The organism is uncultured Flavobacterium sp. (assembly GCF_951805225.1).
Taxonomy (GTDB): Bacteria; Bacteroidota; Bacteroidia; order Flavobacteriales; family Flavobacteriaceae; genus Flavobacterium.
The window spans coordinates 546724-561639 of record NZ_OX638201.1 but is presented as its reverse complement, the minus strand read 5'-3'; the positions used below and the strand labels follow the sequence as shown (position 1 = coordinate 561639).

The 14916-nt window shown below is 34.5% G+C and carries 9 protein-coding genes; 6 read left to right on the top strand and 3 right to left on the bottom strand.

The features are described 5' to 3' along the window. The first annotated feature begins 253 nt into the window (after positions 1 to 253). From WN975_RS02495 to WN975_RS02485, 3 genes are all read left to right on the top strand, one after another. Positions 254 to 2800, top strand: a complete 2547-nt coding sequence (locus tag WN975_RS02495) for an ATP-dependent Clp protease ATP-binding subunit (RefSeq protein WP_099711702.1) — start codon at positions 254 to 256, stop codon at positions 2798 to 2800. Positions 2801 to 2940: 140 nt separating this feature from the next. Next, on the top strand, positions 2941 to 4311 hold the full coding sequence (gene rimK / locus WN975_RS02490; protein WP_121325734.1) for a 30S ribosomal protein S6--L-glutamate ligase: 1371 nt from the start codon (positions 2941 to 2943) through the stop codon (positions 4309 to 4311). Between the two features lie 117 nt (positions 4312 to 4428). After that, the gene (locus WN975_RS02485; RefSeq protein WP_337965064.1) at positions 4429 to 4953 is read left to right on the top strand and encodes a DUF421 domain-containing protein; all 525 of its coding nucleotides are present in this window, start codon (positions 4429 to 4431) and stop codon (positions 4951 to 4953) included. 398 nt (positions 4954 to 5351) lie between these two features. On the opposite strand, the gene WN975_RS02480 is transcribed toward WN975_RS02485, so the two are convergent. The 3 genes from WN975_RS02480 to hutH are packed head-to-tail and all read right to left on the bottom strand — an operon-like array spanning position 5352 to position 8924. Then, positions 5352 to 6683, bottom strand: coding sequence for an inorganic phosphate transporter (locus tag WN975_RS02480; RefSeq protein ID WP_337965063.1), 1332 nt, complete (start codon positions 6681 to 6683; stop codon positions 5352 to 5354). A gap of 33 nt (positions 6684 to 6716) precedes the next feature. Further along, on the bottom strand, positions 6717 to 7361 hold the full coding sequence (locus WN975_RS02475; protein WP_089352421.1) for a DUF47 family protein: 645 nt from the start codon (positions 7359 to 7361) through the stop codon (positions 6717 to 6719). A gap of 48 nt (positions 7362 to 7409) precedes the next feature. Next, the gene (gene hutH / locus WN975_RS02470; RefSeq protein ID WP_337965062.1) at positions 7410 to 8924 is read right to left on the bottom strand and encodes a histidine ammonia-lyase; all 1515 of its coding nucleotides are present in this window, start codon (positions 8922 to 8924) and stop codon (positions 7410 to 7412) included. A gap of 725 nt (positions 8925 to 9649) precedes the next feature. Between hutH and thrA the strand changes: the two genes are divergently transcribed. The 3 genes from thrA to thrC all read left to right on the top strand — a co-directional run bounded on the left by thrA (position 9650) and on the right by thrC (position 14909). Then, on the top strand, positions 9650 to 12097 hold the full coding sequence (gene thrA, locus WN975_RS02465; protein ID WP_337965061.1) for a bifunctional aspartate kinase/homoserine dehydrogenase I: 2448 nt from the start codon (positions 9650 to 9652) through the stop codon (positions 12095 to 12097). Between the two features lie 148 nt (positions 12098 to 12245). Beyond that, positions 12246 to 13178, top strand: a complete 933-nt coding sequence (locus tag WN975_RS02460; RefSeq protein ID WP_337965060.1) for a homoserine kinase — start codon at positions 12246 to 12248, stop codon at positions 13176 to 13178. A gap of 441 nt (positions 13179 to 13619) precedes the next feature. Beyond that, the gene (thrC, locus tag WN975_RS02455; protein ID WP_337965059.1) at positions 13620 to 14909 is read left to right on the top strand and encodes a threonine synthase; all 1290 of its coding nucleotides are present in this window, start codon (positions 13620 to 13622) and stop codon (positions 14907 to 14909) included. Positions 14910 to 14916 lie beyond the last annotated feature (7 nt).

The window sequence follows — 14916 nt, the reverse complement described above, 5'->3', positions numbered from 1 at the left end:
TGTTATGTTTAAATAATTATATTAGTTTCAAAGCGTGCCAAGATACGTTTTTTTGGAATTTTTTCAGCTATTTACTTACACTTATTTCAATGATTTATTAACAACTTTATTTTAGCTTTTAGTTAATAAATTAAGCGTATTTTAACGCTTTTATTGTTATTTTTTTTGTCTCTTAGCTGTCAGGAGATCTGAAGGGTACGGTTTTTGTTTTTCAAACTGTAATTCACTAAATTTACAATACCAATTATATATTATGGATGATAATTTTTCACCAAGAGTAAAAGATGTTATTACATACAGTAAAGAAGAAGCCCTTCGTTTAGGACACGACTTTATTGGTACTGAACATCTAATGCTAGGCATTTTAAGGGATGGAAACGGAAAAGCTATTCATATACTTAATAACCTAGCAGTCGATTTAGACCATTTACGCAGGAAGGTAGAAATACTGAGTCCAGCCAACCAGAGCGTTGAAGTAAATGCCGAAAAGAAAAACCTTCATCTTACCCGACAGGCAGAAAGAGCCCTGAAGACCACTTTTCTTGAAGCTAAAGTATTTCAAAGCTCGTCGATTAGCACAGCTCATTTGCTTCTATGCATCTTACGAAACGAAAACGATCCAACAACCAAGCTGTTGAATAAACTAAAAATAGATTATGACATAGCTAAAGAACAATATTTAAATATGACTCCAAACGAAGAAGAATTCTTAGAAAACTTGCCAAGAAACGAATCGTATAATGACGATTCAGGACAAGATGACAGTCTTAAAGAAAGTAGTTTTAACAATCCCGCCAATAAGTCAAACAAAAAATCTAAAACTCCGGTGTTAGATAATTTTGGGAGAGATTTAACAGAAATGGCTGAGGAAGGAAAACTAGATCCGGTTGTAGGACGCGAAAAAGAAATTGAACGTGTTTCGCAAATCTTAAGCCGTAGAAAAAAGAACAACCCACTTCTTATTGGAGAACCTGGAGTTGGTAAATCTGCTATTGCAGAAGGACTGGCGCTACGTATCATTCAAAAGAAAGTATCTCGTATTCTTTTTCACAAACGTGTAGTAACTCTTGATTTGGCAAGTTTAGTTGCCGGAACAAAATACCGCGGTCAGTTTGAAGAAAGAATGAAAGCCGTGATGAACGAGCTGGAGAAAAATGATGACATTATTCTTTTCATTGACGAAATTCACACTATCGTAGGCGCTGGTGGAGCAACAGGATCTCTTGATGCTTCAAACATGTTCAAACCTGCTTTAGCAAGAGGCGAAATTCAATGTATTGGTGCAACTACTCTTGATGAGTACAGACAATATATTGAGAAAGATGGTGCCCTTGAAAGACGTTTTCAAAAAGTAATTGTTGAACCAACTTCTGTGGAAGAAACGATTGCAATTTTGAACAATGTAAAAGACAAATACGAAGATCACCACAATGTAACTTATACTCAGGAAGCAATTGAAGCTTGTGTTAAATTAACAAACAGATATATGTCTGAGCGTTTCTTACCAGACAAAGCTATTGATGCTCTTGACGAAGCCGGATCTCGCGTGCACATTACTAACATTGATGTTCCAAAACAAATTCTTGATTTAGAACGTCAGTTAGAAGAAGTTCGTGAAATGAAGAATATGGTAGTTAAAAAACAAAAATACGAAGAGGCTGCCAAACTTCGCGATGATGAAAAACGCATCGAAAAAGATCTTGCGGTTGCTCAAGAACAATGGGAAGAAGATTCTAAAAATAACAGAATTGAAGTTACAGAAGATAATGTAGCCGATGTTGTTTCGATGATGACTGGAATTCCTGTAAACAGAATTGCACAAACAGAAAGCAACAAACTAGCTAAATTACCTGAATTAATTCAGAATAAAGTAATTGGTCAAAACGAAGCTGTTCTTAAAATTGCACGCTCTATTCAACGTAACAGAGCCGGACTTAAAGATCCTAACAAACCAATTGGTTCGTTCATTTTCTTAGGTCAGACTGGAGTTGGTAAAACACAATTGGCAAAAGTTCTTGCAAAAGAATTATTCGATTCAGAAGATGCGTTAGTTCGTATTGACATGAGTGAATACATGGAGAAATTTGCGATCTCGCGTTTAGTTGGAGCGCCTCCGGGATACGTAGGATATGAAGAAGGTGGACAATTGACTGAAAAAGTTCGTAGAAAACCATATTGTGTTGTTCTTTTAGACGAGATCGAAAAAGCGCATCCGGATGTATTCAATATGATGCTTCAGGTTCTTGATGATGGATATTTGACAGATAGTTTAGGTCGCAAAATCGACTTTAAAAACACAATCATTATCATGACTTCTAACGTTGGAGCACGTCAATTAAAAGATTTTGGACAAGGTGTAGGATTCGGAACTGCTGCAAAAGTGGCTCAAGCCGATGAAAACTCAAAAAGCATTATCGAAAATGCATTGAAAAAAACTTTCGCACCAGAATTCTTAAACAGAATTGATGACGTAATCGTATTCAACGCATTAGAAAAAGGCGACATTGATTTAATTATCGATATTGAACTTGCAAAACTTTATTCTCGTATTGCTGAATTAGGTTACAAGCTAAATCTTACCGACAAAGCAAAAGCATTTATTGCAGAAAAAGGCTTTGACAGACAATTTGGAGCAAGACCTCTAAAAAGAGCAATTCAGAAATATGTTGAAGATTTGTTAGCAGAAGAAATCATAACTTCAAAAATACATTCAGGTGACGAAATCTTAATGGATTTAAAAGATGATTCTCAAGAACTTTCAGTAGAAATACACAAAGCTGAAGAACCAACAAATCAATAAGATAGTTAAGTTTTATAACAGAAATAACAAACCCGTTACGTTTTCATAACATAACGGGTATTTTTTTTAGATAATTTACTATCTTTAGTAAAAGCAAATAGCTATTTTTGGCTATTAAATTCTATAATAAAAAATTACGTATGCTTCAAAACAAAGTCATTTTAGGTAGCGAAGAATGGTGCTCATTTCCAGAACTAGGAATTCCAACGATCAAGGCTCGTGTGGACTCTGGTGCCAAAACTTCGGCAATGCACGCCATAAACATAGCTCCTTTTATTAAAAATGATACCAATTGGGTAAAATTTGATATTAATCCTATTCAGAATAACATCAAAACCATTATTCATTGTGAAGCTCCGCTGGTTGATAAACGAATTGTAAAAAGTTCAAGCGGATTCAGAGAACATCGTTATGTTATTCAAACTCACATTAAACTTGGCGATATCAAATGGCCAATAGAAATGACTTTGACTAACAGAGATTCAATGGGTTTCCGTATGCTTTTAGGCCGTGAAGCCATGAGCGGACGTGTTTTGGTTGATCCCGAAGAAAAATATTTATTAGGTCAGCCAACTCCAGAATCTCTAAAAGAATTATACCAAAACTCTGAAAAAGCAACTTCTGGATTGCGAATTGGTCTTCTTGCCAGTAATCCTGAATTATACAGCAATAAAAGAATCATGGAAGCGGGCGAAATGCGCGGTCATGAAATGCATTTCTTAAACATCAAGGAATGTTATATGAAACTTGACGCAAAGACACCAGAAATTCATTATCGTGGCGGAAAAATACTAAATCAATTCGATGCTATTATTCCTAGAATTCGTCCAAGTATTACTTTTTACGGTTGTGCTTTAACGCGTCAGTTTGAAGCTTTGAAGGTTTTTGTTTTAAATTCGGCTACAGCCATTACACAATCACGAGATAAATTATATTCGCTTCAATTACTTTTGAATAGCGGAATCGACATCCCGACAACTGGTTTTGCCAATTCTCCTTTGGATACTGACAATTTGATTAAAATGGTTGGAGGTTCGCCTTTAATCGTAAAATTATTAGAAGGAACTCAAGGAAAAGGCGTTGTTCTTGCAGAAACTAAAAAAGCAGCAGAAAGTGTTATTAATGCTTTCAAAAGCTTAAATGCAAATATATTAGTTCAGGAATTCATTAAAGAAGCCAACGGAAAAGACATTCGTTGTTTTGTAATCGATGGAAAAGTTGTCGCAGCAATTCAGCGTGAAGCAATGCCAGGCGAATTTAGAGCTAATATTCACCTTGGCGGAACTGCTTCTGTTATAAAAGTTACTCCCGAAGAGAAAAAGATCGCGATTAAAGCCGCAAAAGCAATGGATTTAAAAGTTGCCGGCGTTGATATTATTCGTTCTTCAAAAGGACCATTATTACTTGAAGTAAACTCTTCTCCGGGTCTTGAAGGAATCGAAGGTGCAACAAACAAAGATATTGCCGGAGAAATGATCAGAGCAATCGAAAAGAACTTTAAGCTTATATAAAAACTAAAAACAAGTTCATCCGAACTTAATAACATATAATTAATTTAGCAGCTTTGTCAAAGTTTAAAACTTTGACAAAGCTTTTTTTAAACTTAAATCCTAAAAAAAAAAAAAAAAATGGCACTATATCCTTATCTGGACATTATTTTAAGAAGTCTCGCTGTCTATTTTTTCATGACAATTGCTTTGCGAATTTTCGGCAAAAAAGAACTTTCGCAATTAAATACTGCCGATATTATTCTGATTTTATTAATTAGTAATTCCGTTCAAAATGCAATGGTTGGCCCAGACACGAGTCTTTCAGGAGGATTAATTGCTGCTTTGGCTTTATTCATAATTAATTACATCATCAAAAAACTGACGCATAAATACAAAATTCTAAACAATTTACTTTTAGACAAACCTGAGATTTTAATCCATGACGGAAAGCTTGATTTTTCAGCATTAAGTAAATTAGATATCTCACATGATGAATTAAAAGAAGCAATGCGAGAACACGGAATTGAATTTTTCGCAGATGTAAAGCTCGCCATGTTAGAAATTGATGGTTCAATAAGCATCATTTCAGAAGATAAAAAGAATCTAAAACAAACGCATTACAAACGAAAACACAATCGCAAGAATTTACAAAAACAATCTTAAATAAAAAATTCCAATAGAATAACGCTCAGAGCTGAAATGGATCAATATAAAAACTTGTGGAGCTATAAAAATTAAAGATGGATTTTACCGCAAAGTTTGCAAAGTTTTTTTATACATATCGGTATCGGATTTTATAAAACACAAAGTTCGCAAAGCTAAATCAACACAAAGCTTTGCGAACTTTGTGTTTTTAAACATACTACTAGATAAAAATCTTAGCGTGCTTTGCGTTTAAAATGATTAGCCTACACAAAATATCTTATGTTTCTCCACAGGTTCTTGCTTTGATCCGTTGGAATTTATTCATAAAAAAAAAGCTGATTTCAAATTGAAATCAGCTTTTTTTTTATGTTGACAAAATGCGATTTTAGATCTCACATTTCACAATAATCATTTTATTAAATAAATACACTTAAGATAAAGTAAACCAATCCTGCTAAAATAGCTGAAATAGGAATAGTCAAAATCCAAGCCCAAATCAAACTTACGGTTACTCCCCAACGAACTGCAGATACACGTTTTGTTAATCCAACCCCGATGATAGAACCTGTAATTGTATGCGTTGTACTTACCGGAATTTTTAAGTGCTCAGTAAAGTAAAGCGTCAAAGCTCCAGCAGTTTCAGCAGCTACACCTTCAAACGAAGTTACTTTTGTGATTTTAGAACCCATTGTTTTCACAATTTTCCAACCACCACTCAAAGTTCCTGCAGCAATAGCAGAATAACATGCTAATGGAATCCAACCTGGCATTACTCCTTTTACACCCAAATCATCATTTGGCAAAACAACATCTAACCAAGAATCCATATGAACACCCGGATTTGTATTGATATAAACCGCTACAGCAGCAGCAATAATACCCATTACTTTTTGAGAATCATTCCCTCCGTGTCCTAAACTAAAGGCAGCAGAAGACAATAATTGCATTTTCTTTAAAGCAGCATCAGCCTGGTGAAGGTTCAAACTACTGAATATTAAACAAAAAGCACTTACTGTTAAGATAATAAAAGCAACTAAAAACCATTTAATATTGTGCGGATCAAAAGCTACACTCCAAAAATGAGATTCAAAACGAGGCTTTTCAATATCAGCATAAGGAACCATTAAACTACTAACAACCCAAACGGTAGCAATCATTAAAGCTACAGTGAAAATTTTAGGTCCAATAATTTTACGAGAAGCGTTTAGCAACCAAATCGAAATTAAATAAGAAGCTAATGCTCCCAATAATGGCGCTAAAACAATGAAAGCAATAATGATAATAACCCCTGACGGCATTCCGCCATCTTTTCCGGCCTTATACCAACTTACGATTTGATACCAATAATGAGTAGCTCCATCTTCGCCAACATAACCAGAAAAACCATGTACAGCGATTGCGTGAGCAACTGCAGCTCCGGCAAAACCACCAATTAATGTATGTGATGAACTTGAAGGTATTCCTAACCACCAAGTCAATAAATTCCAACAAATCGCTGCAATAACCCCAGCCAGAATAACAACAAGGTTAATCTCCATAGTGTGGGCTGTTTTCGCAACAGTATCCGCAACACCAAATCCAAAAACCCAGTAAGCCAGAAAGTTAAAAAATGCTGCCCAAAGAACGGCCTGAAAAGGCGTTAAAACCTTTGTAGCAACAACGGTAGCTATAGCATTTGCCGCATCATGAAAACCATTGATGTAATCAAAAATTAAAGCTAATACTATAATAATTATAAGTAGCGTCATAAAATTATAACTTCAGAATGAAATAAATTGAATTTAAGAATGTTTTACAGAAATAGATTCTAGTATGTTCGCAACACTCTTACATTTGTCTGTTGCTGATTCTAAAACAGATAACACTTCTTTATATTTAATAATATTTTTAGCGTCTGTTTCGTTTTCAAAAATTTCAAAAACTGCTTTGTTATAAACGTTATCAGACTTGTTTTCAAGTTTATTAATTCTTGCACAAGCTTCTTTAATAATGTTCATGTTTTTTAAGTTGCTCAACTCTTTTACAGCACTGTCAATGTTTTGACAAGCTTCAAGGTTGATTTCTGTCATCTTTCTGATAGATTTTGTAATCTTATCAACTTGATACAATCTCATTCTGCTTGCTGCACCGTGAAGGTAATCAGCAACGTTATCAATTGAAGTAATTAATGTATGAATATCCTCTCTATCAAATGGAGTAATGAAGTTTCTGCTCAATTCAAGATTGGTCTGACGTGTAATGTCTTCTCCTTTTTGCTCTAACTCATCAATCTTTTGAAAAAGAACTTCTCTTTCTTTCAATGGAAGGTTTACAGCTTCGTGTAAATTAGACGCTAATTCAATTAAATTGCTTGAAGCCTCTTCAAAAAGTGGAAAGAATTTCTTGTCTTTCGGAACTAAAAATTGGAAAATACTGTTTATTGACATTTTTTTATTTTTGATAGTGCAAAATTACTTCAATATTATTTTGCCATGTTAAGCCATTGTTAACAAATCGTTTTCAATTTGGAAACTATTCAAGAACGCAACGGTTTTTTCGATGTCATAATGTAAGATTCTATCCTCTTTTACCAACGGCACAACCTCTCTGTAACTGCTCAAAAACATCTCGATAAAATCGCTCGATTTCAAAGGTTCTCTATAAGCAATCGCCTGAGAAGCATTCATCAATTCGATTGCCAAAATACGCTCTAAATTATCCATAACACGCAAAGCTTTTGTAGCTCCGTTTGCTCCCATACTTACGTGATCTTCTTGCCCATTGCTCGAAACAATACTATCTATACTTGACGGAGTTGCCAATTGTTTGTTTTGACTTGCAATACTTGCCGCCGTATATTGCGGAATCATAAATCCTGAATTCAATCCCGGATTATCAACCAAAAATGCCGGAAGATTACGTAAACCAGAAATCAATTGATACGTTCTTCTTTCAGAAATACTACCTAATTCCGCCAAAGCAATTGCCATAAAATCTAAGGCTAAAGCCAAAGGTTGTCCGTGGAAATTTCCGCCAGAGATAATTTGATCTGATTCAATAAATATATTTGGATTATCTGTAACCGAATTAATTTCGGTTTTAAATACTTTTCGAACATAATCAATCGCATCTTTTGAAGCTCCGTGAACCTGAGGAATACAACGGAAAGAATACGGATCCTGAACATGTTTTTTCTCTTGTACAATGATTTCGCTTCCTTCAAGAAACTCATTGACACGTTGAGCGGTAACAATTTGACCTTTATGAGGACGTATAAAATGAATCAATTCGTTGAAAGGCTCGATTCTTCCATCAAAACCTTCTAAAGAAATTGTTCCGATTAAATCTGCTAAATAAGAATATTTATAAGCTTTCAATAAAATATGAGCTCCATAAGCACTCATAAACTGAGTTCCGTTTAATAAAGCCAAACCTTCTTTTGACTGTAAAATGATTGGTTCCCATTTAAAATGTTTTAAAACTTCGGCAGAAGCTACTTTTTTACCTTCAAAAAGCACTTCTCCTTCTCCTAATAATGGTAAAGATAAATGTGCCAATGGCGCCAAATCTCCCGAAGCTCCAAGTGAACCTTGAGTATAAATTATAGGTAGAATATCATTATTATAGAAATCAACCAAACGCTGTAATGTTTGCAATTGAATTCCTGAATGACCGTAGCTTAAAGATTGTATTTTAAGCAACAACATCATTTTCACAATCTCAGCCGGAACTTCTTCACCAGTTCCACATGCGTGTGATTTTACTAGATTTTCCTGAAGTTTAGACAAATTCTCATTTGAAATTTTCACACTATAAAGTGATCCAAAACCAGTATTTATACCATAAATAGGTTCAGAATGCGATGCCATTTTTTTATCTAAATAATCGCGGCATTTTTGCACATTTACTTTAGCTTCTTCTGATAATTCAAGTGTTTTTTGATTAACAATAATTTCTTGTAAAGCTTCTAAACCTAAAGTTTCAGTACTTATATAATGGATTTCATTCATGATGTTTATAATTTTAGACCCCAAAATTCAACAAATCAATATTAAAAAGCAACATTTGTTCATAATAATTAAAATTAGACTGATTCATTTTCTTCACTTTTATCTATTTCACAATACTAATCACACAAAATCAACTCCTTATTTGGGTTTAGGAATTTAAACTATCAGAATTTCGCATCAAAAGCCAAAAAACTCAATCCCTACTTACCATATAGATTAAATTGCTTTTATTTTGGAATATTTTTATTAAAAATCAGACCATTAACTATTACCAAACCCAACAAAAACAAGCTTAAATATACGAATACATCAATTTATCATATTCTATCCTGACAAAAGCTCAATATTAATTTGATGAGATTTGAATTATTAAAATATTCGTAAAAAGACATTTAGAGTTTTTAACTTTTATAAAAAACTGTACTTTTGAAAAATCAAAATGAAAAGTAACAGCGCAAAATATCAATCTACAATGACAACTCAAACTAGAGTTGCAATTGCTGCTACAACTATTTCTACTACAACAACTACTACCCCTTAGGGGTATACATTTTACATATAATCCAGGTTATCTATACTTTTCTCTTGAAAGAAGAAAGGCAATGGGTACATAAAAAACATTTACAAAGAAAAAAAATAGTCGCAGTTTTCAGTTTCAGTTCACAGTTGATAACCTTTGAACCTTTGTTACTCAAAATCTTTGCACCTTACTAAAAAACATCAAAATGAAAGTATTAAAATTTGGCGGAACTTCGGTTGCCAATGCTCAAAATATAAAATTAGTTCTCGAAATAATTAAACAAAATTCTAAACAAGACAAACTGGCAATTGTTGTTTCGGCATTAAGCAAAGTCACTGATTTACTGCAATTAGCAGCATCAAAAGCAGCTGCAAACGACGAAACTTTTAGAGATATCGTTGTCGAAATTGAGAAAAAACATCTTGATACCTTAAAAGAATTAATTCCGGTAAGCGAGCAAAGCAGCTTGTTAAGTCACGTAAAAAGAATCATCAATCATTTAGAAACTTTATTGGATGGATGTTTTTTATTAGGCGAATTATCTCCAAGAACTGCTGACACAATTTTGAGTTTTGGAGAATTATTATCGTCTTACATAATCGCTCAGGCATATCAGCAAATTGACAAAGATGTCGTTTACAAAGACAGCCGCGAACTGATTAAAACCGATAATAACTTTAGCAAAGCGGTTGTAAACTTTGAAGTTTCAAACCAATTAATTCAGGAATATTTTGGCGGAAATCATACGCAAATCAATATTCTGCCTGGTTTTATCTCGCAAACTCTTGACGGAATCACTACAACTTTAGGCCGTGGAGGTTCTGATTATACTGCCGCAATTATTGCCGGAGCGCTTAATGCATCTCAATTAGAAATTTGGACTGATGTAAACGGAATGTTCACAGCAAATCCAAAAATCGTAAAACAAGCGCAACCAATTTCAAACATATCTTATCAGGAAGCAATGGAATTGTCGCATTTTGGTGCAAAAGTGTTGTATCCGCCAACGATTCAGCCTGTTTTAAGAAAAAATATTCCAATTTTAATCAAAAATACTTTTGAACCGGAAGCTGTAGGAACTTTAATTTCTAATCAGGTTTCATCAAAAGATACAGTTGTAAAAGGAATTAGTCATATCGATAATATATCGCTTGTAACTCTTGAAGGCCCGGGAATGATTGGAGTTTCGGGTTCATCAAAACGTTTATTCGAAGTATTATCTCAGGAAAAAATCAACGTAATTTTTATTACTCAGGCTTCTTCTGAACATTCGATTTGTATCGGAATTTTAAATTCAGATGCTGAAAATGCCGAAGCAGCAATTAACAGAGCTTTTGAAGTTGAGATTTTACAAAACAAAATCGATCCTTGTATCGTAGAAAAAGATCTTTGCATTATTGCTTTGGTTGGTGAAAACATGAAAAATCACCAAGGTTTAAGCGGAAGAATGTTCAGTACTTTAGGAAAAAATAACGTAAACATTCGTGCCATTGCGCAAGGTGCTTCTGAGCGTAATATTTCGACTGTAATCAACGAAAGAGACGTTAAAAAAGCATTGAACACTTTGCACGAAAACTTCTTTGAAGAAAACACAAAACAGCTGAATTTATTTGTAATGGGAGTTGGAAATGTGGGTGAAAAATTCATCGAACAAATTCACAATCAAAGAAAGTTCTTAAAAGATAATCTAAAGATAAATGTTCGCGTAATTGCCTTATCAAACTCAAGAAAAATGCTTTTTGACGAAGACGGAATTTCTTTAAAAGAATGGCAATCAGATTTAGCAAAAGGAGAAGAAGCTATTCCAACAGAATTTATCGCCCGAGCGAAAGAACTGAATTTACGTAACAGTATTTTTGTTGATATTACAGCAAATGCAAGCGTTTCTGAAATGTATGAGAAGTTCTTAAAAGAAAGTATTGCCGTTGTAACTTGTAATAAAATTGCTTGTTCATCTGCTTATGACAATTATAAAAAATTAAAAAGTTTATCACGCCAATATAACGCTCCGTTTTTGTTTGAAACGAATGTTGGTGCGGGATTACCAATTATCGATACTGTAAAAAACTTAATTGCTTCGGGCGATAAAGTGCATAAAATTCAGGCCGTTTTATCAGGAAGTTTGAACTTCATTTTCAACAATTTCAACAAGAACAATTCTTTTCATGATGTTGTAAAAGAAGCCGGAGTTCAGGGTTTCACAGAACCAGATCCAAAAATTGACTTAAGCGGAATCGACGTTGCTCGTAAAATCCTGATTCTTATTCGCGAAAGCGGTTATGAAATGGATATTGACGCCATTGCAAACGAATCATTCCTGCCTGCAGATTGTTTGGCAACAACAAATAACGAAGACTTTTTTGCTTCCTTAATTAAACATGCTCCACATTTCGAGAAAATCTATGAAGAAGCATTAGCCAAAGATTCTCGTTTGAAATATGTAGCACAATTCGAAAACGGAAAAGCAAGCGTTGGTCTTCAATTCATTCCAAAAGATCATCCTTTTTACAATCTGGAAGGAAAAGACAATATCGTACTTTTCTACACAGATCGTTACGTAGATCAGCCTTTATTAATAAAAGGCGCCGGAGCCGGAGCAGCAGTTACAGCGTCTGGAATTTTTGCGGATGTAATTAGAATAGGTAATAATTAGAGGTACTAAGGTTCTAAGTTGCTAAGGTTCTGAGTTTTTTTAAAACTAATCTTAGCAACTTAGAATCTCAGAACCTTAGAAACTAAAAATATAAAGTTGCAAAAGAAGCCTTAGGGACTTAGCAACTTAGAACCTCAGAACCTTAAAAATGGAAATAAAACTATTTTGTCCCGCTACAATTGCAAATCTTTCGTGCGGATTTGACGTACTTGGACTTTGCTTAGACAATGCGGGCGATGAAATGATTGTTCGAAAAGTAGATCAAAAAGGAATTCGGATTACAAAAATTGTGGGTGCCGATTTACCTTTAGAAACCGAGAAAAATGTTTCGGGAGTTGCGGCTCTTGCAATGTTAGAAGCTTACGAAAGAGATTTTGAAGCCATAACTTTTGGATTTGAAATCGAAATCTACAAAAACATCAAAGCCGGAAGCGGAATTGGAAGCAGCGCTGCAAGTTCTGCCGGAGCCGTTTTTGGAATTAATGAATTATTAGGAAAACCTTATTCCCGCAAAGATTTGGTTCAATTTGCGATGCAAGGCGAAAAATTAGCCAGCGGAAACGCTCATGCTGACAACGTTGCTCCTGCCCTTTTAGGCGGTTTTACGTTGGTAAGAAGTTATGCTCCGCTTGATATTATCAGAATTGATAGTCCGGAGGAATTGTTCGCAACGGTGGTTCATCCGCAAATTGAACTGAAAACTTCGGATGCACGTTCGGTATTAAAACAAAATGTTTCCCTGAAAAGCGCCATTATGCAATGGGGAAATGTGGGCGGATTAATTGCCGGATTATACACAAAAGATTACGATTTGATTGGAAGATCTCTTCATGATGAAATCGTTGAACCGCTAAGAAGCGTTTTGATTCCAGGTTTTGATTTAATCAAACAAACGGCACTTGAAAACGGTGCTTTAGGCTCTGGAATCTCAGGTTCTGGTCCGTCGATTTTTGCTTTAAGCAGAGGAAAAAATACCGCAGACAAAATCGCAAAAGCCATGAGCGAGGTTTACGAAAACATGAATTTGCCGTATGAAATTCACGTTTCGAAAATTAATCCGGATGGAGTTAGGATATTGTAAGGTGGTGAGAATTAAGAATTAAAAATTTAGAATTAAAAATCATGTGCTGCTTGTCAGGCTGAGCGAAGTCGAAGTCCACGTAAAGTATAGACGCAAACAAAAAACATAACGTTTGTCATTCCGAGGAACGAGGAATCTCCGCAAGTAACTCCGTAACGTGAGTCAATCTTTGTCGAGCTTCTCGCGGAGATTCCTCGTTCCTCGGAATGACAAAAAAACCGAATAATAATAATAATAATAATAATAATAATAATAATAATAATTGAATTTTAAAAACCACAAAGCTTTGCGATCTCTGCGTTTTCAAAAGAAACAATTTCCTTGCGCTCTTTGCGGTTAAAATAAAATCCAAAATAAAACAACCAATAAAAAGCAATAAGCTTAAAAGCATTAGGAAAAAAGCCTAAAGCATATAGCTTAAAGCCTAAAGCAATAAAAAAAATGAAATACTATAGTTTAAACCATAATGCACCCGAGGTTTCCTTTAAAGAAGCCGTAATACAAGGATTAGCGAGTGATAAAGGATTGTATTTTCCTCAAAATATTACGCCATTAAATCCTGCGTTTTTTAATGTAATCGAAAATTTAAGCAATCAGGATATTGCTTTTGATGTTATTCAGCAATTTGTGGGTGACGAAATTCCTGAGGCAAATTTAAGAGAGATTATTGCTGAGACTTTATGTTTTGATTTTCCGGTTGTGAAAGTTGAAGAAGGCATTTATTCCTTAGAATTATTTCACGGACCAACAATGGCTTTCAAAGATGTTGGAGCGCGATTTATGTCACGTTGTCTGGCGTATTTTAATAAAGACAAAAAAGACAGCAAAAATACTGTTTTGGTAGCAACTTCGGGAGATACAGGCGGTGCTGTTGCAAGCGGATTTCTTGGCGTTGACGGCGTTGATGTTGTGATTTTATATCCGTCAGGAAAAGTGAGCGATATTCAGGAAAAACAATTAACGACTTTAGGGCAAAACATTAAAGCACTTGAAGTTGATGGCGTTTTTGATGATTGTCAGGATATGGTAAAAAAAGCATTTTTGGATGAAACTTTGGCACATAAAAACCTGACTTCGGCAAATTCTATAAATATTGCGCGTTGGTTGCCACAAATGTTCTATTTTTTCTTTGCTTACAAAGCTTTGAAAAGCCAAAACAAACCATTGGTTTTCTCTTGCCCGAGTGGGAATTTCGGAAATATTTGTGCCGGAATTATGGCAAAGAAATTAGGTTTGCCAATCGAACATTTTGTAGCTTCTACAAACGTAAACGATACTGTACCAAGATTCTTAGAAAGCGGAAAATACGATCCAAAACCTTCTAAAGCAACAATTTCTAACGCAATGGACGTTGGAAATCCAAGTAACTTTATTAGAATTCAGGAATTATATAATAACGATTTAAAAGCTTTCGAAAAAGACTTTTCTTCTTATAGTTATACTGACGAAGAAACGCTTGTTGCCTTAAAAAACATCTACAAAGTCGACGGTTACATTGCAGAACCACACGGCGCAGTTGGTTATTTAGGTTTAAAGAAAGAATTACAAAAACACGAAAACGCAATTGGTGTTTTCTTAGAAACTGCACATCCTATCAAATTTCTAGACGTTGTTGAACCTGCTTTAGGAATTACACTTCCGATTCCAGAACAAATTAAAAGTGTTATTAATGAAGAAAAAGTTAGTGTGAAGATTAAAACTTATGAGGAATTGAAGGACTTCTTGGGCTAAAAAATTA

Excerpts from the sequence above, each read along its gene's own strand:
- WN975_RS02480 (WP_337965063.1), bottom strand. The coding sequence starts at position 6,683 with ATGACGCTACTTATAATTATTATAGTATTAGCTTTAATTTTTGATTAC.
- WN975_RS02485 (WP_337965064.1), top strand. The coding sequence starts at position 4,429 with ATGGCACTATATCCTTATCTGGACATTATTTTAAGAAGTCTCGCTGTC.
- rimK (WP_121325734.1), top strand. The coding sequence starts at position 2,941 with ATGCTTCAAAACAAAGTCATTTTAGGTAGCGAAGAATGGTGCTCATTT.
- WN975_RS02460 (WP_337965060.1), top strand. The coding sequence starts at position 12,246 with ATGGAAATAAAACTATTTTGTCCCGCTACAATTGCAAATCTTTCGTGC.
- WN975_RS02475 (WP_089352421.1), bottom strand. The coding sequence starts at position 7,361 with ATGTCAATAAACAGTATTTTCCAATTTTTAGTTCCGAAAGACAAGAAA.
- thrA (WP_337965061.1), top strand. The coding sequence starts at position 9,650 with ATGAAAGTATTAAAATTTGGCGGAACTTCGGTTGCCAATGCTCAAAAT.
- hutH (WP_337965062.1), bottom strand. The coding sequence starts at position 8,924 with ATGAATGAAATCCATTATATAAGTACTGAAACTTTAGGTTTAGAAGCT.
- thrC (WP_337965059.1), top strand. The coding sequence starts at position 13,620 with ATGAAATACTATAGTTTAAACCATAATGCACCCGAGGTTTCCTTTAAA.
- WN975_RS02495 (WP_099711702.1), top strand. The coding sequence starts at position 254 with ATGGATGATAATTTTTCACCAAGAGTAAAAGATGTTATTACATACAGT.